This is a genomic window from Novosphingobium sp. FW305-C-30-35, assembly GCF_058783135.1.
In genome coordinates this window covers 2,165,596-2,188,480 of the sequence record NZ_JBYSYJ010000001.1, presented here as the reverse complement: position 1 = coordinate 2,188,480, position 22,885 = coordinate 2,165,596, and the positions used below count along the sequence as shown (strand labels likewise).

General features: G+C 64.6%; 17 protein-coding genes. 11 read left to right on the top strand and 6 right to left on the bottom strand.

The genetic code is table 11. The features are described 5' to 3' along the window. Nucleotides 1–37: 37 nt before the first annotated feature. The 4 genes from hemC (at nt 38) to AC3WLM_RS10760 (ending at nt 3,758) form a co-directional block, all read left to right on the top strand. Nucleotides 38–985: a hydroxymethylbilane synthase gene (hemC, locus tag AC3WLM_RS10775; protein WP_492477353.1), complete on the top strand. Its 948-nt coding sequence runs from the start codon at nt 38–40 to the stop codon at nt 983–985. After that, the gene (locus tag AC3WLM_RS10770) at nt 982–1,671 is read left to right on the top strand and encodes a uroporphyrinogen-III synthase (RefSeq protein ID WP_492477352.1); all 690 of its coding nucleotides are present in this window, start codon (nt 982–984) and stop codon (nt 1,669–1,671) included. Before hemC ends, AC3WLM_RS10770 begins: the two co-directional genes overlap by 4 nt. Nucleotides 1,672–1,700: 29 nt before the next feature. After that, nucleotides 1,701–2,636: a hypothetical protein gene (locus tag AC3WLM_RS10765; RefSeq protein ID WP_492477351.1), complete on the top strand. Its 936-nt coding sequence runs from the start codon at nt 1,701–1,703 to the stop codon at nt 2,634–2,636. A 285-nt stretch (nt 2,637–2,921) separates the two neighbouring features. Beyond that, nucleotides 2,922–3,758 (top strand): IS5 family transposase, encoded by an 837-nt coding sequence (locus tag AC3WLM_RS10760; protein WP_226019834.1) that lies wholly within the window; start codon nt 2,922–2,924, stop codon nt 3,756–3,758. Between the two features lie 590 nt (nt 3,759–4,348). Here AC3WLM_RS10760 and AC3WLM_RS10755 read toward each other — a convergent pair. Both AC3WLM_RS10755 and AC3WLM_RS10750 read right to left on the bottom strand, forming a co-directional pair. Further along, nucleotides 4,349–5,581: a UbiH/UbiF/VisC/COQ6 family ubiquinone biosynthesis hydroxylase gene (locus AC3WLM_RS10755; RefSeq protein WP_492477350.1), complete on the bottom strand. Its 1,233-nt coding sequence runs from the start codon at nt 5,579–5,581 to the stop codon at nt 4,349–4,351. Next, nucleotides 5,563–7,248 carry an alkaline phosphatase family protein gene (locus tag AC3WLM_RS10750; RefSeq protein ID WP_492477349.1) on the bottom strand — a complete coding sequence of 562 codons (1,686 nt, stop codon included), beginning with the start codon at nt 7,246–7,248 and terminating at the stop codon, nt 5,563–5,565. The genes AC3WLM_RS10755 and AC3WLM_RS10750 overlap by 19 nt, the downstream gene beginning before the upstream one ends. A gap of 120 nt (nt 7,249–7,368) precedes the next feature. Here AC3WLM_RS10750 and AC3WLM_RS10745 point away from each other — a divergent pair, with 120 nt between their 5' ends. After that, entirely contained in the window at nt 7,369–9,405 is a 2,037-nt protein-coding gene (locus AC3WLM_RS10745; RefSeq protein WP_492478117.1) for a protein-disulfide reductase DsbD family protein, read from the top strand. Nucleotides 9,406–9,428: 23 nt separating this feature from the next. Here the strand turns inward: AC3WLM_RS10745 and AC3WLM_RS10740 are convergent, their stop codons facing one another. The 4 genes from AC3WLM_RS10740 to AC3WLM_RS10725 all read right to left on the bottom strand — a co-directional run bounded on the left by AC3WLM_RS10740 (nt 9,429) and on the right by AC3WLM_RS10725 (nt 15,995). After that, nucleotides 9,429–10,202: an SDR family NAD(P)-dependent oxidoreductase gene (locus tag AC3WLM_RS10740; RefSeq protein ID WP_492477348.1), complete on the bottom strand. Its 774-nt coding sequence runs from the start codon at nt 10,200–10,202 to the stop codon at nt 9,429–9,431. Between the two features lie 73 nt (nt 10,203–10,275). After that, complete coding sequence (locus AC3WLM_RS10735) at nt 10,276–11,676, bottom strand: efflux transporter outer membrane subunit (protein WP_492477347.1); 1,401 nt, start codon at nt 11,674–11,676, stop codon at nt 10,276–10,278. Further along, nucleotides 11,673–14,810, bottom strand: coding sequence for an efflux RND transporter permease subunit (locus AC3WLM_RS10730; RefSeq protein WP_492477346.1), 3,138 nt, complete (start codon nt 14,808–14,810; stop codon nt 11,673–11,675). The genes AC3WLM_RS10735 and AC3WLM_RS10730 overlap by 4 nt, the downstream gene beginning before the upstream one ends. A gap of 6 nt (nt 14,811–14,816) precedes the next feature. Continuing rightward, complete coding sequence (locus AC3WLM_RS10725; RefSeq protein ID WP_492477345.1) at nt 14,817–15,995, bottom strand: efflux RND transporter periplasmic adaptor subunit; 1,179 nt, start codon at nt 15,993–15,995, stop codon at nt 14,817–14,819. Between the two features lie 357 nt (nt 15,996–16,352). Here AC3WLM_RS10725 and AC3WLM_RS10720 point away from each other — a divergent pair, with 357 nt between their 5' ends. From AC3WLM_RS10720 to AC3WLM_RS10695, 6 genes are all read left to right on the top strand, one after another. Then, a complete protein-coding gene (locus AC3WLM_RS10720) occupies nt 16,353–16,628 on the top strand; it encodes an HU family DNA-binding protein (protein ID WP_039336287.1) in 276 nt (91 codons plus the stop codon). Nucleotides 16,629–17,186: 558 nt separating this feature from the next. Further along, nucleotides 17,187–17,714, top strand: coding sequence for a DUF4402 domain-containing protein (locus tag AC3WLM_RS10715; protein WP_039336289.1), 528 nt, complete (start codon nt 17,187–17,189; stop codon nt 17,712–17,714). 81 nt (nt 17,715–17,795) lie between these two features. Continuing rightward, on the top strand, nt 17,796–18,230 hold the full coding sequence (locus AC3WLM_RS10710; RefSeq protein ID WP_492477344.1) for a hypothetical protein: 435 nt from the start codon (nt 17,796–17,798) through the stop codon (nt 18,228–18,230). A gap of 13 nt (nt 18,231–18,243) precedes the next feature. Beyond that, nucleotides 18,244–19,149 (top strand): fimbrial biogenesis chaperone, encoded by a 906-nt coding sequence (locus AC3WLM_RS10705; protein WP_492477343.1) that lies wholly within the window; start codon nt 18,244–18,246, stop codon nt 19,147–19,149. A 1-nt stretch (nt 19,150) separates the two neighbouring features. Beyond that, nucleotides 19,151–21,892 carry a collagen binding domain-containing protein gene (locus AC3WLM_RS10700; protein WP_492477342.1) on the top strand — a complete coding sequence of 914 codons (2,742 nt, stop codon included), beginning with the start codon at nt 19,151–19,153 and terminating at the stop codon, nt 21,890–21,892. Then, nucleotides 21,892–22,884: a DUF4402 domain-containing protein gene (locus tag AC3WLM_RS10695; protein WP_039336482.1), complete on the top strand. Its 993-nt coding sequence runs from the start codon at nt 21,892–21,894 to the stop codon at nt 22,882–22,884. The genes AC3WLM_RS10700 and AC3WLM_RS10695 overlap by 1 nt, the downstream gene beginning before the upstream one ends. Nucleotide 22,885 lies beyond the last annotated feature (1 nt).

Below are 22,885 nucleotides of genomic sequence, written 5' to 3'. Positions count from 1 at the left end.
TTCCTCTAATGATAATCCCCGTTACGGCAAGCAGTGCATGAACACATCATCTACGCCCTTGGCACCTGAACGCCCGCTGAGGCTCGGAACCCGCCGCTCCCCGCTTGCCATGGCGCAGGCCGAAGAGACCCGCGACAGGCTTTGCGCCGCCCACGGATGGGCCGAAAGCATGGTGGAGATCGTCCCCGTCACCGCCAGTGGCGACAAGATCCTTGACCGCCCGCTCGCCGAGATCGGCGGCAAGGCGCTGTGGACCAAGGAGCTCGACGCCTGGCTGTTCGAAGGCGAGATCGACTTTGCCGTTCACTCGATGAAGGACGTCGAGACGACCCGGCCTGAACAATTCTGCATCGCCGCCGTTCTTCCCCGTGCCGACGTGCGCGACGTGCTGGTTGGTGCGGCCTCCATCCATGCCATTCCGCCCGGAGCGCGCGTCGGCACCAGCGCACCGCGCAGGGCCGCGCAGATGCTCCATGCCCGGCCGGACCTCAAGATCGTCGGCTTTCGCGGCAATGTCGCCACGCGCCTCGCCAAGCTGCAGGCTGACGAAGCGGACGTGACATTGCTTGCCGCCGCGGGCCTGCAGCGCCTGGGCGAGACGGGTGTCGGCACGCCGCTGTCGGAATTCGAATGGCTCCCGGCCCCGGCGCAGGGTGCGATCGGCATCGAATGCCTGTTGGCGAGCGATGACGTGCGCGGCTGGCTTTCGGCCATTGACGACCGACCGACGCACGAGGCGGTGCTGGCCGAACGCGCCTTGCTGGCGGCACTGGGCGGCAATTGCCACAGCCCGATTGCAGTGCTGACCACGCATCACGAGAGCTCGCTGACAGTGCGCGCAGCGATCTACAGCCCCGATGGTGCCGAGCGGATCGAAGCCAGCGAGACCTTCGCGCCTGCTGACAGCGAAGGCCCCCGCCGTCTCGCGCATCGTCTGCTGTCGCAAGCGCCGGAGTCGGTAACGGTACACTTTTCCGGCGAATGAGCAGCGCTGAACCGCTGCCGCTGGTGGTGATCCGACCCGAGCCGGGGAATTCGGCAACTTGCGCGGCAGCGCGCGAGATGGGGTTGGAACCTGTCAGCGCCCCCCTGTTCGAGATCGAGGCAGTCGACTGCGACGCGCCCGACGAGCATTTCGATGCGATCCTTGCCGGCAGCGCCAATGTGTTCCGGCATGGCGGGGCGGGTCTGGCGCACTTCTCCGATGTGCCGGTGATTGCGGTAGGCGAGACGACGGCAGCGGCGGCACGTTCTGCCGGGTTCGTGGTCTCCCGCGTTGGCGAAGGCGGATTGCAGCCAGTGGTGATGACCCTGCCGCCGGGGAATTACATCCGAATCGCCGGTGAAGATCGGGTGAAGCTGTCCCCGCCCGAGGACGTGCGAATCGTCACGGTTGTAACTTACGCGTCCCGGAAAAGGGCAGTTCCGGCAGCGCTCCAAACCGCCCTGAATCGCGGTGCGGTGGTGCTTCTGCACTCCGGCGAAGCGGCCCGCCATTTCGCGCAGGAATGCGAAAGACTTGGAATCTCCAAGAAAAGTCTCCATCTTGCCAGCTTGGCCCCACGCATAGCGGAACTCGCTGGCAATGGCTGGGGCACAGTCGCAGTGGCTGCCGGCAGGACCGACAAGGAGGTTCTGGAACTCGGCGCGCGGATGTGCCAGACAGTGTGACATCGGGGCGACAGGACAAGCGAAAACGCATGGAGGATCTGGTCTACAGCACGCGGGGGCAAAGCCCGCGAAGGAGCGGCATAGGCGGCCGTGGCATCGCCGCGCTGGTCGCCGGGTGCCTGCTGGCAGGCGCTGCGGGTGCCGCCTGGCTCGGCTGGCGCAATGGCCTGATCGATGTGCGGATGGACAGCTCCGGAATCCCGCAGCTGGTTACTTCGCCTGCCACCGAGCCTGCCCCCGGCCCGTCCGCCGCCCAGACTGCAGCAGCACAGGCCCAGATCGGCGCGCAAATTGACAGTACCGCCGCCAGGATCGCCATGCTCGAACAGCGGCTGGCGGAGCTTAACCAGCAGGCGATCGCCGCCTCGGGCAATGCCACCCACGCGGAATCGCTGTTGCTGGCTTTCGCTGCGCGTCGTGCACTGGAGCGCGGGCAGCCCTTGGGCTGGATCGAAGCGCAGTTGCGCGCTCGTTTCGGCACGACGCAGGGCGCGGCGGTGGACCGCGTGATTGCCGCAGGCGCCGCGCCAGTGACGCTCGCCCAGCTTGGCGAACAGTTCGAACTCCTCGCGCCCGAACTGGTCGGCGGCAAGGCGGATGAAGGCACGCTCGACTGGCTTGGCCGCCAGCTTTCGGACCTGTTCGTGATCCGCCACGACGATTCCCCCTCGCCCGCGCCGGAAAGCCGCCTGCAACGCACCCGCGCCTTCCTCGCCGGCGGCAAGATCGAAGCCGCCGCCGCCGAAGTCGAAAAGATGCCCGGCCACGACGCCGCGCAAGACTGGCTGGTGCGTGCCCGTGATTACATGGCGACGCAGCGCGCGCTGGATCAGCTTGAGGCTGCCGCGCTGATGGGCGCCCAACCGGTTGCTGCGCCAGCGCAGACGGTTGCGCCGGAGTCGACGGCGAGCGCATCGCCTGCCGTGCCGCCGCTGCCACCGGCGGGGTCTACGCCGGAGGTTTGATCTGGGACGGTTTAGGTAGGGTAGCTGAGTCCGCTGTTCCGATATTCACACCAGAACCTGCCGTTCCAGACACAATGGCGTTGCGGACATGATTATGGTTCAGTCCTTAAGACTGTGCCCCCATCCTGATCGGCCAACTGGTTGGATCAGCCCCCTCTGCGCAGTGACCTGATTTACACAAAGCAGTCTCTCCAAGTTTAGTGCGGTGCTCAGAACCTGATCCGAAAGTTGTTGAGCAATACCAGCATGTTGTGATTCACGCCTCTTTGCGAAGAGATGGAGTGAATGGTGACATGGACTGGTATTGCCCGGCGCGAGCATAGCCGGGAGGGATTGCGATATCCATCGGATATGACGGATGCGGAGTGGGCGCTGGCAGAGCCATTCGTGCCTCCGGCAAGGCGTGGAGGCCGACCTCGAACGGCAGACATGCGCGAAGTCCTCAACGCTTTGCTTTATGTAGCCGCGAGTGGGTGCGCGTGGCGACTCTTGCCCAAATGCTTCCCTCCGGTGTCGACGGTGCGGCGCTACTTTTACGCCTGGCGCAATGCCGGTTTGTTCGAGGCCATCAACACCGTGCTGGTTATGAACCTGCGGGAAATCGAAGGACGCGAAGCCTCGCCCAGTGCTGGAGTGATCGACAGCCAATCGGTGAAGACCACGGAAAGTGGCGGAGTTTCCGGGTTTGACGCAGGCAAGAAGGTCAAAGGCCGCAAACGACACATCCTGACCGACACATGCGGCTTTCTGATCTTCATTCTCGTCCACGCCGCCGACATTCAGGATCGCGATGGTGCTGTCGATGTGCTGGCTGCCGTCCGGACGCGGTTTCCATGGTTACGCCATGTCTTCGCTGACGGCGGCTATGCAGGTGATAAACTGCGATCCGCGCTTGTCGGCATGGGCAAGTGGACTATCGACATCATCAAGCGTTCCGACAAAGCCAAGGGCTTCGAGGTGCTACCGCGCCGATGGGTTGTCGAGCGAACCTTCGCTTGGCTTGGGCGCTGTCGAAGGCTGGCAAAGGATTGGGAAAGGTCCATCGCGTCATCCACCGCATGGGCCCTCATCGCCTCAATCCGCATGCTCACGCGCAGAACCGCAAGATACTGTCAAATTTGATCAACTTCTGAATCGGGCTCTCAACAACGAATCTGCACGGAGTTCCTGACTCCACCTCAAGCACCAGATACGGAGGCGGTAAGAGGTCATTTACCTCACTCGCAACGGCACGTAGCTTGGATTCCTCAATCTCATCGCCGTTCAGCAAAACGCGATTATCTCGCAGCAATTTAACGGCGAAGACGGTGGCATGATGGTCCAAGCCATCCGCGGGCGTCCGAAACGGTGCCATCGGCTTGCTGCATCCCCCCGGATAATTCCCAAGAGCAGCTTGTAGCGGGGTGTCGCTCGCCGCGGTTGTGTCATTGTTACACCCGAGGACTAATCCGAGAGGCAGCAGGCAAGGCATGGCTTTGAAGGGGCGGTGCATTCAATGCGTTTTGCTTTAGTGCTGCGCGCTCTGCAACAGCAGAAAACCACCCCATTCCAGCCGTTCAGGCCTCAGCGGTGAGTTCCCAAAACCCGTCGTCCCGGACTTGATCCGGGACTTGGCTTTTCTTGTTCAGCGCTGGGCTGGAAAGAAAAGCCAAGCCCCGCGTCGAGCACGGGCCGACGGTTAGGTGGTCATCCGCGGCGCAACGCCGCCAACATCACGCCGCGCGCAGCAGCTTGGGCAGATCGCCGCTCATGCCGCGCGCTTCGTCCATGAACCAGCGCTTCAGCGGCGCCGCGCGCTGCACGCCGGCCATGCCGAGGCGGCGGACTGCCGAGGGGAGCTTGCCGGGGATGCCGAACAGGCGGGTCAGCACATCCGTTGCCGTGGCCACCATGAAGGTATCGGCCGCGCGCCAGCGTTCGTAGCGGGCGAGGAGTTGCGCGTCGCCTACGTCGAGACCCAGGCGCACGCCGTCCGACAGCACCTCGACCAGTGCCGCGACATCGCGCAGGCCGACGTTGAGGCCCTGCCCCGCGATCGGGTGCATGCCGTGCGCGGCATCGCCGACCAGCGCCAGCCGGTCCTCCACGATGCGCGCGGTGTGGTGGAAATTGAGCGGATAGGACGAGCGCGGGCTGGCCAATTCGATCTTGCCGAAGATGCCGTGCATGCGGCTGGCGACTTCATTCAGGAACATCGCCTCTGGCATGGCCAGCACGGCGGCGGCGTCCTTCTCGGCCACGGTCCAGACCAGCGCCGAACGATGCTTGCCATTTTCATCAAGCAGCGGCAGCAGCGCGAAGGGGCCCGCCGGGTAGAACACTTCCCACGCGACGTTGCCGTGCGGCTTCTCGTGCGTCAGCCCAGCGATGATCGCGCGGTGGCCGTAGTCCCACTTGGCGGGCGTGAACCCGGCCTCGTCGCGCGTCGGGCTCTTGCGCCCTTCGGCTGCGACCATGAGCCGCCCCTTGAGCAGGCGGCCATCGGAGAGAGTGACCGAAACGCCGTGTTCGCCGCGCTCGCGGGCCACGACGTGGCTGTTGGGGTGGAAGGTGATCGCCTCTTCGCGCGCGGCCACTCGGTACATCGCAATGCGCAGATCGCGGTTGGCGTACATGCGGCCCAATGAGCCGTCCCCCTCGCCCGGCTTGAAGTCGATCCGGCCCGGTTTCATACCGTCGGTCACCGCGATGGATTCAATCGGGCAGCCCTTGGGCGCCAGTTCCTCGGCCAAGCCGAGGTTGGTGTAGAGGTTCCAGCTCGCGGTGGAGATGGCTGAGGCGCGGCCGTCGAACCCTTCGGCGGTCTGCGCCGCAGGGTCGGAATTGTCGACCACGTGGGAGGTGATTCCCGCCTTGGCGAGGCCGATGGCGAGCGTCATGCCCACCAGACCACCACCCAGAATAACGACGTCTGCCTGCGACTCGTTCACTTGACCACTCCACATGTATTGCCGACGCCACCATCGAGATCGAGGCAGCGTCCGTCAAATGCACCTTGGGGGATCTTGAGGCCGATCAGTGCCGCAAGTGAGGGGGCGATGTCCACCGTTTCCACGCCGCTCGGCTGTTCGAAACCGGTCATCCCCTTGCGCCAGAACAGGATCGGCACGCGGCGGTCGTAGTCCCATGGGCTGCCGTGGGTGGCGACGTAGCCCTTGCGCGCCTGCGGAATGGCGACCACGCCGCGTTTGAGCATCACCACGAAGTCCCCCGAATGCAGCGGGTTGTACGAGGCGCGCGCGCGTTCGGCCAGGGTCCAGGTTTCGGGCGAGCCCTGCGGCATCGGTGTCGCGGCGATTTCCGCGGCCGAGAGCACCTTCTCGACGAAGGGGCTGGTCATCAGGATCGCGCTGGCGTCGTCGATGATCTTGCCCTTGAGGCCGATGTCGAGGTCCTTGCGCAGCCAGTAGTCGCCCGCGGGGCCATCCGACAGGATCAGGCCCTTGGGCTCGAGCCCGTAGCGCTTGCCGAGGGTAGCCGACAGCGCCTCGGCCGAAACTTCCGGGCCGACGCGAGAGGTCTTTTCAAGGCCCTGCTCGTGGAGGCGTTCGGGAATGTCGAACCCGCCGTGATCGGCAGTCAGCACCACGGCATAGTCGATCCCGCGCTTGTCGAGGCTGGCGAAGAAATCGCCGAGCGCCAGGTCAAGCTGGGTCAACTGGATGCACATCTCCGCGCCCTCGGTGCCGGTGGCGTGGCCGACATAGTCGGTGGCCGATAGGCTGACGGCGAGGAGATCGGGCACGGTGTTACGGCCCAGCTTCTGTTCGTCCACCAGCTTGACCGCGAGGTCGAGCGTGGCGCGATCGAGACGGGGCGAAACGCGGAACTGGTCAGGCTCACCGGCCTTCAGCGCGAAGTGGCCATTGCCGACAGAGACGTCACCGGCCTGCACGGCGCGATCGGCGCGACGGCAATAGGCCGCCAGCGGAAACTCACCCGCGCCCTTGGCCAGCAGACGATCAATCTCGGCGTTCTGCGCGATCGCCGTCGGGCCCAGCTGACGCCCGGCAAGCGTGACGAACTGCTTGCCCTTCCACCAGTAGACCTGGTCGATATCGTGCCCGCCCATCATCAGCGCGCCGCGATCCTTGCCCGAGACAGCAATGTTGCGGGCCGCGGGGTTGGCCTTCTTCATCCACTCGCCTAGCGTCGGCACCAGCAGATGCACGGGCGAGGCGACGTAGTCCCGCGATCCCGCCGTGCGCTTCGATACGTCCTCGGCGCAATAGACGACCTTGGGGCCCGTGGTGACGGTCTGGTCGATCCACGAGTTGGCGATGATGCCGGTGTGGGCCGGGCGGTTGCCGGTCAGGATCGTCGAGTGGCCGGGGCAGGTCTCGGTTGCGGCGTGGCTCTGGTAGCCCGCCGGGAATACCGCGCCTTGAGTCAGCCGCACGAAGCCACCGGTAAAGTGCTGGCGATACTGCGCGAAGATGTCGGCGGAGAACTGGTCGATGGAAATCGCGACAAGCAGCTTGGGCGCGCCTGCCGGAACCTGCTGGCTGACCGCGGGCGCGGGCGATACCTCCTGCGCCGCAAGGGGAAGGATCGGGGCAGCGCATGCCAACAGGACTGCGGCGTAACGGGTAAGGGCTTTCACGCGAAACATACTCCTGTGGGCACGTACACTGGACTCGAAGGAAGGCCAGCCGTAGGACGCCCAAGAGCGCTACGCATGGCCCGCCAAGCGCTCCCGTTCAAGGGGCCAGATGGAACCGGTAACGCCCTGATGCCGATACGCGAACTGGCCGGGATCAAGACCTTGCGCACAATAGCGATGTTTGTGACAGCGCTATTGCTGATGGTCTTCGCGCCCGCGCAAGCAGCACCCAACCACATGCGCGCCAGCCTGATTGCCGAAGGTCCGGCGCAGCCCGGCAGCACGGTCGCCCTTGCCCTGCTGATGCAGCCCGAAAAGGGGTGGCACGGCTATTGGTCGAACCCGGGTGATGCCGGCTATGGACTGACCCTCGACTGGACCCTGCCCAAGGGCGCAAGCACCGGAGCGATGGAGTTTCCGGTGCCGCAGACCCTGGTCATCCAGGGACTGATGAACCACGTGTACGAGCACGACTATGCCGTGCTGGTGCCGCTCAAACTGCCCGTCGATGCAAAGCCGGGCACGATCCTGCCGATCTCGGTCAAGGCGCAATGGCTGGTCTGCACCAATGAGATCTGCGTGCCCGAACGCGCCGAGTTGCAGGGCACAGTTACCGTCGGAAGTGGCCCGGGGGACAAGCGCTTCGAGGGCTGGCGCGCAGCGATGCCTGCCCCGCTCGACCGTCCGGGCACGTTCAGGCTGACCGGCAAGGTCCTGCGCCTTGCCTTGCCCTTTCCCGCCTCGGCGCCGCTCGATGCACCCCATCTTTTCCTGAAGACCGAGCGCGTCATCGACTATGCCGCCGCCCAGCGCTTTTTCCGCAACGGCGATACGCTGGTGGTGGAAGTCCCGCTGGCCAAGTCACCCGCTCCGTCCGAAAGGATCGAAGGCGTGCTGGCGATGGGCAAGGATGCAGGCGGCATCGCCTTCGCTTCGGCCCCGGGAGCCGTGCCAACGGGGGGTGATGAAGTCGGCGGCGAAGGGGCCTTCACCGCATCGACGCTGGCGTTCGCCTTGTTCGGCGCATTCCTGGGCGGCCTGATCCTCAACGTCATGCCCTGCGTGTTTCCGATCCTCAGCCTCAAGGCCCTCGCCCTCGCCCGAGGCAATTCGCAGAATGCACGGAGCGAAGGCCTGGCCTATACGGCAGGCGTGGTGCTCGCCTGCCTGCTGCTCGGCGGCGCGATGCTGGCCCTGCGCGCGGGTGGCGAAGAGGTCGGCTGGGCGTTTCAGCTGCAGGAGCCGGGCGTGGTCGCGGTGCTGCTGCTGCTGGCCGTGGCGATCACTGCCAACTTTGCTGGCCTCTATGAGCTTCCCGGCCTTTCGGTCGAACGCGGTGCAGGCCATTCGGGAGCATTCGGCACCGGCCTGCTTGCCGCATTCGTTGCCACGCCCTGCACCGGACCGTTCATGGCCGCAGCCATGGGTGCCGCCCTGGTCCTGCCGGCATGGGCAGCGCTCGGCGTATTTGCGGCGCTTGGCCTTGGTCTTGCGCTGCCGTTCCTGCTGCTGGGCTTCGTCCCTGCCCTGCGCCGCCTCCTGCCCAAGCCTGGCAAGTGGATGGAGCGCTTCCGCCGCATCATGGCCCTGCCTATGGGACTGACCGCGCTCGGCCTGGGTTGGCTCACCTGGCGGATCGGGGGCGCGCAATACGCGGCCGTCGCCGTGGCAATCGCGGTGATCCTTCTGGCAGCGCTGGCCGCCATCGGGATCACGCAGCGCAAGAGCAGGCCAATTGGCGCGCTGGCCGCAGTCAGTGCGCTGATCATGATCGGCGGAGTGGCGGGGCTTCCACCACCGGCACCCGTGGCAGGCGTCGAGGAAGACCTGCTCGGTTCACGGCCGTTTTCCGAGGCTGCCCTTGCCGAGGCACGCCGCAACAACCTGCCGGTTTTCCTCTATTTCACCGCCGATTGGTGCCTGTCCTGCAAGGTCAACGAGAAGGTTGCGATACAGACCGACATGACCGATGCGGCGTTTCGGATGCGTGGCGTGGTGGTGATGCGCGCAGACTGGACGCGGCGCGATCCGGAAATCACGCGCTTCCTTGCAAGGCACGGCGCGGCGGGCGTGCCCCTGTACCTGTGGTATCCCAACGGGGGCGGAGAGCCGCAACAGCTGCCGCAAGTCCTCACCAAGGACCTGCTGGTCAGCCTGGTTGGCTGAGGCCGGCGGTCAGCGTCTGAGCATCAGAGCGACTGGCCGTCGTCGACCGAAATGAACGTGCCCGTGACCTGCCGCGAGGCGTCGGAGGCAAAGAACAGCATCATGTCGTCCAGCGCCGAAATTTCGGTCAGCCGCTTCCTCGGCCAGGATGCGATCTGTGCCTTGCCGCCTTCGCTATCGAACCATTCGCCATCGATCTCGGTGCGGATGTAGCCGGGCTGGATCACGTTCACGTTGATTCCCAGCCGTGCCCATTCGCGGGCGAACTGGCGGCCGAGGTGCTGCACGGCGAGCTTCGTGGCCGCATAGGCGCTGTCGCCCTGCGCGGTCATCTGCGCGGTGATCGATCCGGTCAGGATGATGCGCCCTTTCTCGGACTGCTTCGATCCGGCCGCGATCATCCTTCGCGCCCCTTCGCGTGCTGTCAGGTAGACGCCATTGAAGTTGGTATCGACGACCCGGCGCATCGAGTCAGCAGGAAGATCGATCGAGCGTCCCGCCTCGACGATGCCGGCGTTGGCGACGACGACATCGGGCACTCCGACACTGGCTTCGGCCGCATCGAAGGCCGCGATGATCGAGGCTTCCTCGGTCACGTCGAGAGCAACGGCCAGCGCCTTGCCGCCTTGGCCGTTGATCTCGTCGGCAAGAGCAGCCACGCGCTCAACCCTGCGCGCGCCGATGACCACCGACGCGCCGGCGGCTGCGTAAAGACGGGCAAAGCGTGCGCCGAGGCCCGATGACGCCCCGGTAATCAGCGCAACGCGGCCTGCGAGCGAATAACGTGGGGCTTCCATGGTTCTCTCCCGATGTGGCTCGAACCATTTAAGCGCGTGGTTAAAACTGGCAACCCGCTTTTCGCAGGGGCAGTCACTTCCTTGTGACTTCCACCAGTCCCCCACCCAGCGCGCGGTAAAGTTCCACCATGTTCGCCGCCTTGGTCAGCCGCGCCGATATCAGCGACTGGCGAGCGCTGTAGAGCGTCCGCTGGGCGTCAAGCGGTTCGAGGTAATTGGCGACACCAGCGTCATAGCGCGACTGGCTGATGCGATAGGCAGTCGCCGCATTGGCCTCAAGCGACGACTGGGCACGGATGCTCTCGTCAATCGTCCCGCGCCGGGCCAAGGCGTCGGCCACTTCGCGAAACGCGGTCTGGATGGTGCGTTCGTAGGTTGCAAGGGCTGCATCGCGCGAGGCCTTTGCCGCAGCAAGGTTATTGGCCGTAGCGCCCCCATCGAAGATGCGCTGCCGCAGCGAGCCGTTTACCGTCTTCTGAAATTCTCCGCTGTTGAAGATGTTGGTGAGCCCGGCACTGGCAAAGCCGAACAGGCCCGTGAGCGAGAGGGTCGGGAAGAAGGCAGCGCGGGCTGCGCCTATGTCCGCATAAGTCGCCTTGAGATCATGCTCGGCCGCAAGCACGTCGGGGCGGCGCAGCAGGACTTCCGATGAAAGCCCGACCGGCAAGGCATCGCGTATTTGATCGCCCGCCCCCAGGGTTGTCGGCAGAAGATCATCGGTGAGCGGCTTGCCCACGATAAGGTCGAGCGCATTGCGCGCCTGGGCAAGGCTGGTGCGAAAGTCTGCTACGGCCGCCTCAGCGCTGTTTAGCGCGGTCGTCGCCGTGGCGACTTCGAGCCTGGTGCCGATGCCGTTTGCTTCACGCCGCACGTTCACGTCGAGCGTGCTGCGCCGGGAAGCGACGGTTTCCTCGGCAATGCGCAAGGCGTCGGCTGTCGCCGCGTAGGACAGCCAGGCGCTCGCCGCCTCGGCGACCAGTGCGATCTGCGTCGCCTTGCGGCCTTCGTCGGTGGCGAGATAGGTCTCGAGCGAGCTGCGGCTCTGATTGCGCAAGCGCCCCCACAAGTCGATCTCGTAGGCGCTCGTCCCGGCTTGGACGAGGAAATTGTCGGTTACCCGGCCCGCCGTTCCCTGCACCGCCGATAGCGTGCCAGTGGTGTTGACAATAGGGAACAGTGCCGCACGGTCCACGCGATAGAGCGCCCTCGCCCGTTCGACGTTGGCCAGAGTGGCACGCAGGTTCCGGTTCTCGGCAAGAGCCGTGGCGATGACCTGCTGCAGGCGTGGATCTACGAAGAATTCCCGCCAGCCCAGCGCATCGACGGCAGTCTCGCTTCCGGCCAATGCCGGGTAGACGCCGCCTTGGGGCAAGGACTGCGGCACCGGCGGCGTGGGCTGCACGTACCTTGGCGCGAAATTGCATGCGCTCAGCGCGAGCGCTGGCAGGGCCGCGAATGCGATCTGCCGCTTCATGCCGTTTCTCCTGCAGCAAGAGGCGGCCGCTTGTTCTTGCGGCGGTCTACCCAGCCCTTCACCACGACGAAGAACACCGGCACCAGGAAGATCGCCAGCACTGTTGCCGAGATCATCCCGCCCATCACGCCAGTGCCGATCGCCTGCCGCCCGTTGGCGCCCGCACCATCTGCGAACGCCAGCGGAATGACGCCGGCGATGAAGGCCACGCTGGTCATGATGATCGGGCGCAGCCGCAGGCGCGCGCCTTCAAGCGCGGCGTCGATCGCGCTTGCCCCGCGCGCCATGGCGAACTCGGCAAACTCCACGATGAGGATCGCGTTCTTGGCGGACAGGCCGATCGTCGTCAGAAGTGCCACCTGGAAGTAGATGTCGTTGTCGAACCCGCGCAGCGTGACCGCCAGCACCGCGCCGACAATCCCGAGCGGGATCACCAGCAGAACCGCTACCGGCACCGACCAACTTTCGTACAACGCGGCAAGACACAGGAAGATGAAGAAGATCGAAGCCGCATAGAGCAGGCCCGACTGGCTCGATGCCGCGCGCTCCTGATAGGACAGTCCGCTCCATGCGGGTGTGAAGTTTCCTTCGAGCTTGCCGACGTTCTCTTCCATGATCGTCATCGCATCGCCCGAGCTTACGCCTGGCGCGCCGCTTCCCTGAAGCTGTTGCGCGGCGATGCCGTTGAAGCGGTCCAGGCGCACCGGTCCTTGCGTCCACCGGGTCGATGCAAAGGCCGAGAATGGCGCCATCTCGCCGTTGGCACTGCGCACGAACCACTGGCCAAGATCTGCCGGCTTGGCGCGATAGGGCGCATCGCCCTGCACGTAGACACGCTTGACCCTGCCGCGATCGACGAAGTCGTTCACGTAGAGGCCGCCCCAGGCGATCGACAGCGTCGAATTGGCGCTGGCAGGCGCGATCTGGAAGGCAGTGAGCGCATCGTCGTCGATGTACACCTTCAGTTGCGGCGTGTCTTCCAGACCGCTGAACCGGACTTGCGCCATGCGCGAGTCCTCGCCAGCCAGCTTGGTCAGCTGTCGGCGTGCAGCGGTAAGCGCTTCGCGGCCCGCGCCGGACGCATCCTGCAACCACATTTCAAAGCCCGACGAGCTGCCCAGCCCGCGGATCGGTGGTGGATTGAGTATGAAGATCTGCGCTTCGCGCGATGAACGGAAATGGGCGTTCAGGCGTTCGGCTATGGCCGATGCGGACCGGTCCGCACCCTTCCGCTCGGACCAATCCTTGAGCAGGATGAAACCTTGCCCCGCATTCTGCGCCGATCCCGACTGCCCACGCCCCATCACGACAAAGACTGCCTTGATGTTGTCGGCCTCGCTCTTGCGAATGTAATCCGATATGCCCGTTGCGACTGCGCGGGTCTGTTCCGTGGTCGAACCCACCGGCAATTGGTAGCTGATCGAGATATTGCCCTGATCCTCGTCGGGCAGGAAGCTGGTTGGCAGCTGCACATAGAGCGCGACCATGGCGATGGTGATGCCGAGGAAGGCGATCATCCAGGCGCGGGGGCGCCCCACGATCCGGGCCAACCGATTGCGATAACGCTCTTCAAGACCGGAATAACCCGAATTGAACGCGCGGAAGAACCGGCCTTTGGGCTTTTCATGATCTGCCACGGGCTTCAGCAGCGTGGCGCACAGTGCAGGCGTGAACACCAGCGCGACGAGCACCGAAAGCGTCATGGCTGAAACGATCGTGACGGAGAACTGACGGTAGATGGCGCCGGTCGACCCCCCGAAGAACGCCATGGGCACGAAGACAGCCGTGAGGACCAGCGTGATCCCGATCAGCGCCGAGGTGATCTCCTCCATCGACTTGACGGTGGCCTCGAGCGGACCAAGCTTCTCCTCGTGCATCACGCGTTCGACATTCTCGACCACAACGATGGCGTCATCCACCAGCAGGCCGATGGCAAGAACTACGCCGAACATCGTCAACGTGTTGATCGTATAGCCAAACAGGAAGAGCACGCCGAAGGTGCCCAGCAGAACGACCGGAACCGCAATCGCCGGGATCAGCGTGGCGCGCCAGTTCTGCAGGAACACGAACATCACCACCACGACCAGCGCGATGGCTTCGAAGAGGGACCAGACCACTTCCTCGATCGAAAGCTTCACGAAGATCGAGCTGTCACGCGGATAGGCAACGGCATAGCCTTCGGGCAGGTCGGCGGAGAGTTCCTCAACCTTGGCCTTGACCAGATCGGCCGTGCGGGTGGCATTGGCGCCCGAGGCAAGGCTGATCGACAGGCCGGTGGCCGGCATGCCGTTGAACCGGCTAAGCGCACCGTAGCTTTCCTCGCCCAGTTCCACCCGGGCGACGTCCTTGAGCTTGACCACCGAGCCATCGACATTGGTCTTCACGACCACGTTCCTGAACTGGTCAGGCGTCTCAAGGCGCGAGCGTGCAGTGACCGTGGCGTTGAGCCGCTGGCCTTCGGGCGCAGGATTGGCGCCGATCTCGCCCGCTGCAACTTGCGTGTTCTGGGCCTGCAACGCAGCCGTCACGTCCGAGGGCATCAGTTGCACCGCCGCCAGCCGCAAGGGATCAAGCCAGACCCGCATGGCAAAGGATCCGCCGAAGATGTTGGTGCTGCCAACGCCCTCCACGCGCGAGATCGGATCCTGAAAGTGCGTGGTCAGGTAGTCGGAGATGTCGGAGTTCGTCGCGCGGCCCGTCTTGTCGTAGATCGACACGACCATGAGCTGATCGGACTGCGCCTTGTTGACGTTGACGCCCTGCTGCTGGACCACGGCCGGCAGGCGGCTGACCGCACGCGAGATCGCGTTCTGGACCTGAACCTGCGCGGTATCGGGATCGGTACCCTTGTCGAACGTGACTGTGATGCTGGCAGACCCGTTCGACGAGGTCGAGCTGAAGTAGAGCATCCCGTCGAGGCCCTTGAGCTGCTGCTCGAGCACCTGGGTGACCGAGTTCTCGACCGTCGAAGCATCGGCGCCGCCATAAGTCGCGTTGATCGAGACCGTGGGCGGCGCGATATCGGGATATTGCTCCACGCCCATGGTGCGCAGCGCCAGCAGGCCGGCCGCCATGATGACGATGGCCAGTACCCACGCGAAGATCGGTCGGTATGCGAAGAAACGGGAAGTCATCCGCGATCAGTTCCCGCCGCTTGCGCCAGAGCCCGCTGCCCCCTCGGGCTTCGGCTTCGAACCCGCCGGAACCACCTTGACCTTCTGTCCTTCGCGCGCATTGATCAGCCCCTCGACGACTACCCTGTCGCCTGGCTTCAGTCCTGATGTGACGAGCCAGTTCTGTCCCACCGGATTGTCGGCGACCACGTCGCGCTTTTCGAGTTCGTCCTTGGCATTCGCGACAAGCACACTGGCCCGCCCACGCGGATCGCGACTGACGGCGGCCTGGGGCACGAGTATGCCGTTCGGCACCGTTCCCTGACCGACGCGGGCCCGGACGAACAGGCCGGGCAGCAGATCGCCTCTGGGATTGGGCACGACCGCGCGCACGGTGATTGTACCGGTTTCGGGATCGACGTCGATGTCGGCGGGATTGAGCTTGCCCGCAACCGGATAGGTGCTGCCGTCGGGCAGGATCACGGTCACGGGGGCCGCGCCGGCAACGAGCTTGCCGCTCTCGATCGCGCGACGCAGCGCGATGAAGTCTGCCCCCGACTGCTTGATGTTGACGTACATCGGATCGAGCCGCTGCACTTTGGCCATGGGCGCAGCCTGGGCGTTCGTCACCAGAGCCCCCTTCGTCACCATCGAAATGCCGATGCGTCCGCTGATCGGCGAGGTGACGCGGGTGAAGCCAAGATTGACCTGTGCCGACGAAAGCGCTGCCCGCGCCTGCCCCACTGCCGCGCGTGACTGACTGTAGGCTGCGCGTGCGTCTGCTGCTTCCTGCTTGCTTACGCCGCCCTGTTGGGCAAGCAATGCAAAACGTTCGGCCTTGAGTCGGTTGGCCTCGACGGTAGCCTGCGCAGCCGCAAGCGACGCCGAGGCCTGAGCCTGGCTAGCGGCGTAGAGCCGGGAATCGATCTGGTAGAGCGGCTGGCCGGCCCGCACGAACGAGCCTTCCTGGAATAGCCGAGCGGTAACGAGCCCCGCCACCTGCGGTCGCACTTCGGCAATCTCCGATGCTTCCGTACGCCCGGATAGTTCGGTCGTCAGTTCGACCGGCTCGGCTCTTGCCACCATGACGCCGACGACCGGCGTTGGCTTTTCCTTCTGGGCATCGGCGGAGCCGCAAGCCGAGAGCGCCAGCGCCGAGGCAACAACGGTAGGCAGGGCAAATACAAAGCGATTGGTCGACGACAAGGACAGTCTCTCTCGAAATCTCGATCGTTCCATCGCACCGGCCATAGCAAAATTGCGAATCGCGCCCTGCGCGGCGCCATCCGTGCTGCAAGTGCGAGATGCGTTTCCGACCCGTGTCTAGCAGATTGCCGCCTTGGCGCACGTCCCTTGATGGGCAAGCGCAAAAGCTGCGACACAAAGTTACAACTGGCCTTGGACCTCCTCGAAATCTCCGATTCGTCGCAGTGCAAGTCCAAAATCGCCGCAAAATCACTGGTAGCGCGCGAAATTCGGTGGAAAGACGGCCGCAGGCCATGGCTTTCGCGGTTCTGCTTGCGTTAGCCGTGCCGTCCCTTTCCAGCAGAGGACATCAGGACAATGAACAACAGCGACCTCGCAGATACCATCGCAGCAAGCCACGGCCTTTCGAAGGCAGACGCCCGCAAGGTCGTCGACGGCGTGTTTGCCGCGATCGCCGACGCAGCCGCGAAGGGCGAGGAAGTCTCGCTGAACGGCTTCGGTAAGTTCAAGGTCAAGAACACCCCGGCCCGCGAAGGCCGCAACCCCTCGACCGGCGCCACCATCCAGATCGCAGCTTCCAACAAGCTGACCTTCTCGGCTGCCAAGGCGGTCAAGGACAAGCTGAACGGCTGATCCGTTCCGGACCGGCGCCCGCACTTGTGGGCGCCGGGTCCACATCATACGGTGCGCCAATCCCGCAGCACCGTGCCGGTCATCCGGCAATTTCGCCAGGATCCCGTCCAGACGGTTGAACCGGCATCCCCTTCCAGAACTGAACCCGATTCCGCCCGCCCGCGCATCGATCGGTCACGCCTTCACCGGGGCCAGACATACCTGCCGTAAATTATCGAGCGCCCTTCGCGGCCGAGATGTGGGTATTAATAACTTTAGTTAACGGCTCGAGAGCGCAGTCCCCTTCCTCTAACATTAAATGATGTTAAATTTGACCCGAATTCTCGACAGAAACGGGCATACATGCATGGATATAAACGATATTTCACTGTGAGCATGGTAAACGGCTGTTGACAATGACTGCGCCCCAAGCGGGCGGAAATTAACCATTACTTAGGCCCCTCTACCTAGGAAACGCCCTTGTCCGGCCAGTTCGCCGGCAAAGGTTTGTGCGACATCCGGCACGATCCTTCTCGGGACAACTCCGGTGGCTCCGGAGTGTTGGATAGGGGAATTGAGATGAAGAAGTTGCTTGCCAGCGCGGCAATTGCCGCCGGGCTTCTGGCCGGAGGATCCGCCTTCGCCCAGACTGCCGCAAATACCAGCAGTGCTACTGCGTCGGGGTCGGTCACCATTGTCCGACCGCTGACGATCACCAAGAACAGCGACCTTGCCTTTGGCCGCATCGTGCGTCCGCGCACCGGCGGAACCGGTACGGTCACGCTGGCAAACACCGGCAACTCCGTTGTCGCCGCCAGCGGTGCCGTCGCACTTGCCAGCACCACCAGCCGCGCACAGTTCACTGTCGATGGCGAGGGAGGCCAATCGGTCACCACCTCGATCCCGGCGACGGTCACCCTGACCAGCGGGACCAACACCATCCCGGTAACGTTGCTGCCCGACTTCGGCAGCACGGTGACCCTCTCTGGCGCCCTGGCAGCCGCAGGATCCGCCACGCTCAACGTCGGCGGATCGTTCAGCCTGCCTGACACACAGGCTTCAGGCGCCTACACCGGCAACTTCACGGTGACTGTCACCTATCAGTGATGGAACTTCGGGGAGCGTTGCCGCATCTGCGCGGCACCTCCCCGAGGCAGACGGCAACCGTCGGCGAGAGGGGGACAAGCCATGGACGCAGGATCGAAGGTTCGCATCGGGCAAATCGCCGGAGCGCTTTTCGCCGCTTGCGCGACCATGGCCTCGCCGGCGGTTGCCCACGCTGCACCAGCACCCGCATCGGCAGAAGCAGCCGTGGTCATCCTCGAGCCGGTTGGCGCAGGGTTCTCGTTCGACATCCTGAGCGATGCCGTTTCCGCTGTGTTCCTCAATGGCGATGCGGGAGATTCGGTCTCGGTGCTGATGTCACCGCGCAAGCCAGGCAAGAAGGGCATGCCCCGTGACGCCAGCGGCGTCCTGGTCATGGCAAGCGGCGTCTACCGCATTGACCTGCTGCAACCGGCCGCATCGGACGCACGCCTGCGCGGCGCAATGCGCGGCAGTGTTTCTGGGCGCGGCACTGTTCCAGGCGACAGCTCCATCCTGTTCCTCGCACAATTCAACTGAAGGTCATCGAGCCATGAAGCGCAACCTCGTGATGATGCCAGGCCTCCTGACCTTGCTGGCGCCTGCAATGGTGGCTGCCCAGCAGGCACCGCTCCCGATCGCCGGGCCCAAGGCGCAAGACGCCCAGGTAACCGTCCCGGTCCAGGCAGCCGCAGCCAATATCAACATTACGCCACGCCGCGTGATCTTCGATTCCACCAAGCGTACCGAAGCGGTCTACGTGTTCAACCAAGGCACCACGCCGGTGACGGTTGATGTGGCGCTGGTCGACAACGCCATGCTGCCCTCTGGCGAGATCGTGCCGGTGAGCCGCCTTGCAGAGCGTGGTGCCGAAGGTCTTGGCGCGAAAGTGCGCTCCGCCAAACCCTTCGTGCTTGCCGCACCCAGCCGCCTGATCCTGCCACCGGGCCAAGGCAAGACGGTTCGTGTTCGCGCCACCCTGGCCGACACCGCCACGACCGCGGAGTATCGCACCCACCTGACCGTCACCACGGTGCCCCCCGCCGATACGGGGCTGACTGCCGAACAGGCTGCTGCCGCCGAAAAGGGCGAGCTGGTTCTTCGCATTCAGTCCGTCTTCGGCATCTCGATCCCGCTGATCGTGCGGGGCGGCACGCCCGATGCAACCGGCGGAATTGGCGCAATAACGCCTTCCGCCACGCGCGATGGCCCTGCGCTTGCAGTAACCCTGCAACGCAAGGGCACGACTTCGCTTTACGGCAATCTCGAACTGCGCACGGCCAAGGAAGTGGTCGGCGTGGCGCGGGGTATTGCCGTCTACCCGGAAGCTGATGAACGCCAGGCCCTCGTGCCTTTGCTCCGCCCGCTGAAACGAGGCGAAGTGATAACCGCCACATACAGCGCCGACGACGGCAAGAAGCCGGTCGAGATCGCCAGCGGAAGCTACACCGCCCCCTGACATGACTGCGACGCTGGCCATTCTGGCCCTGGCCGCTGCCAACAGCAGCGCGCCAGCGGGACCGGCTGCGCCCGTGCAGGCCCCCGATCCGGTGGTCGGGGCGTCTGCGTTCGGCACGACGCAGGCTGCAAACGAAGACCTCCTGCTGTTTTCCGTGCAGCTTGACGGCACCACCATCAGCGAGGCGCTGACGGCGTACGGCGACCCCACAGACCCGCTGCTGCCGCTCGGTGAACTCACCCGTCTGCTTGAACTTCCGCTCGATATCGACGTTACAAATGGCGTTGCATCGGGCCGCATCGGCGAGAGCCAGCGTCCCATCACTATCGATCTGCGGTCAGGTCAGGCCCTTATTGGCGGCAAGGTTGTCGCGCTGATTCCGCCCGACAGCTTGATCTCCGAAACCGATATCTACCTGCGGGCCTCGCTGGTGGCCAAGTTGCTGCCGCTGAAGATCACGTCGATTGCCGACGAGATGATCCTCACCCTCGAAGCCACGGAAAAGCTGCCCTTGCAGGCCCAGCGCGAACGCCTTGCCCGCATGGCAGGGCTTGCCGGGCAGCCGGAATCGCAGGACGATGCCATGCGCGTCGCAACGCCCTACCGCTGGATCGGTCCCCCCGCTTTCGATTTCACGACCGAGCTTGGCTACAACAGCGAAGGCATCAACGGCGGTGGCCGCTCTGTCACGCGCTTTGAAGGCCGTGTGGCGGGCGATCTGCTGAAAGCAGGCTTCAACGCCTGGATCGCCACCGACGACCACGGCGACCCGGTTTCGGCCCGCCTTGCCTTCACGCGCCGGTCCGAGGACGGACGACTGCTCGGCTCGCTCGGCGGCACGTCTGCCGCGCTGGGCGACGTCTTCACGCCCCCCCAGGTCGTCGGCGCACGCAGTCTTGGCGGGGCCGGTTTCACGTTCTCATCGTCGCGCATCGATGAGGCCAGCGTGTTCCAGCGCATCAACCTGCGAGGAGAACTGCCGCTGGGATATGATGCCGAGCTCTACGTCAACGATATCCTGCGATCCGCCCAGCGCGGTGCGGGCGTGCAGGGACGCTATGAATTCAACGACATCCCGCTGGTGCGCGGCCGAAACGCCCTGCGCGTCGTGCTCTATGGGCCGCGCGGAGAACGCATCGAACGCACCCGCGTGATCAACGTGGGAGGCGGCCAGCTTGCGGCGGGCAAGACGACGGTTGATCTCGGCATCGTTTCGCAGGACCGGACCGTGATCGACCTGTCTGATGCCAACCTCAGCGGCTTTGCCAAGGGCAAGGGCGATCTGCGCGCCACTTTCAACATCGCCCACGGCATAAGCGAACACCTGACTGTCGCGGCCGGTCTTTCGCGCTTCACCGACTTGGGCGGCACTTCACACGTCATCGGTTCGATTGGCGCGCGCCATTCGCTGCTCGGCCTTGCCGTGCAGACCGACCTTGCCAGCGACTTCGCAGGCGGGCGGGCGATGTCTCTGGGCCTTGCCGGACGCATCGCAGGCGTAAGCTTCCTTGGCCGCCATGTCGAATACGGCGGGGGCTTTGCCGATGAGGCCAACACCGCTTTCGATCCGTCGCGCCCGATGCGCCGCTACAGCGAAGTCGTCTTCGACCTGGCGGTACCGCTGCCGGGCTCGCTTGGCCTGCCGGTCTCTGGGCGGTTCGACCGTGCCGAGTTCGTCGACGGCAGCCAGACCCTCTCGGCCCGGGCACGCACCACCGCGAGCGTGGGGCAGACCCTGTTCGCCATAGGCGCCGACTACAGCCACCGCACGCAGGGCAATTTCGCCGACACCCGCATCAACGCCAATCTCGGTGCGATGCGGCTGATCGACTACAAGTGGCAACTGCGCGCCACTGCCGATTTCGGGATCAAGCCAGGCACCCGGCTGGAAACGCTGGGTTTTGCCGCGGACCGAGCAATTAGCGATCGGTACAGTTTGCGCCTTGGTGCGACACGCAATTTTGCCGGGCATGATACGGCCCTGCAGGCAGGGCTGACCGCGCGCTTGCCGATGGCGACCGCGACGCTGGGCGGCGACTGGTCCACCAGCCAGAACCGCTGGCGCGTGGGCGTACAGCTCAACTTCGGGATAGCACGCGACCCGCTCAAAGGCCGCTATCGCGTGACGCCGCCGGGCCCGGCCAATGGAGCCAGCGCAGCGCTCCTGGCTTTCATCGACGCCAATGCCAACGGCCGGCGCGATGAGGGTGAGGAAGCAGTGCCCGGCGTGGTCGTGCAGGGTGGCGGACTGAAGGCCGTGACGGATGGACAGGGCCGGGCGTTCGTGACTGGCCTCGGCGATGGCAACATGACTTCACTGCGCACCGACATCTCGGGGACCGACACCGTATTTGTTTCCCCTCCGCCACAGAACATCACGTTTGCTGCGCGTTCAGGGGGAATTGCGCGGATCGACTATCCGCTTGTGCCGACGTCCGAGTTGGTCACCCGCATCCGCTTTCGTGGCCGGGACGGGGCATTGAATGGCCTTTCGGCGGTGAAAGTGCGGCTTGTTTCGCCCAAGGGCGATGTCGCATCCGGCATGACCGAATTCGATGGCACGGTCGTGTTCGACGGGGTGAAGCCAGGCAAGTACGCAATCGAGATCGACGCTGACCAGGCTGCCCGCCTCGGCATGCGGCTGAAGGAACCGATAATTGCGACAGTGGGAGCGGATGGGAGTGTCGTTGACGTCAACGGTGAAGTCGCCTTCAGCGAACACGTGCAAATGGTGAAACGCTGATGACCCGCTTGTTGCTGACCACGCTCTGCACCCTGTTGTTGCAACTCGTGCCGATTCCAGTGGCGCATGCCCAGACCTACACGGTCGATGCGATCACCGATGCCAACTTCGGCGACGTCGTCTCCGCAGCCTCCGGGCAGACGGTGTTCCGGTCAAACGCTTCGTCCGGATCGGTCACGGTTGCCTCCGGTTCGGGGGTGCGGCTGTCGAACACGGCAGCAAACGCCGAAGTGACGATTTCGTGCAGCAACACTTTTGCCTGCAATGCGACGAATGTCCAGGTGACGCTGGCACTGGCCGGATCCCCCACAGGACGCGTCGGATACATTACCGCAATCAGCGTTGCGAATGGCACTGCAACGGTAAACTCCGCTTACAGTGCGGGGAACTATGTCGTGATCAATCTGGCACCCATTCCTCGCAGATCTTCACGCACGTTCCTGATCGGCTTCGACCTTCCTGTCGACGGCAACGAGTCCGCATCTCCGACGGGGAGCGCCTCCAGTAGCTACCTTATCACCGCACAGCGCGCGACGGGCGGCGGATCGGATTCGCTTGTCGGCAACATCCTGGCGAAGGTCATCCGCCCTGTCAGCATTGCCAAGACGCAGGACCTGCAGTTCGGCGCGGTCACACGTCCCACGAGCGGTTCCGGCGCGGTCACGCTGACGCCCGATGGGGTCGTCTCGGTCAGCGGAACCAATGTCCGCCGCTTCCCTGCGCCAGCGGCGACAGCAGCCCAGTTCACCGTAAGCGGCGAGGGCGGTCAGGCGGTCACCATATCGGTGCCGACCACGATGACGCTATCGGGCAGCGGTGGCTCGGTCACGGCTACACTGACCAATGTCGGGGGTGGCCCGCAGGTGCTGAGCGGCTCAACCGGTTCGGCCGGTACGGTGAATGTCAGTGTCGGTGGCTCCGTGCCCCTCAGTGGCTCCTCGGCGCTCGGCACGCTGACAGGGACCGTTACGGTGATGGTGCAGTACAACTGAC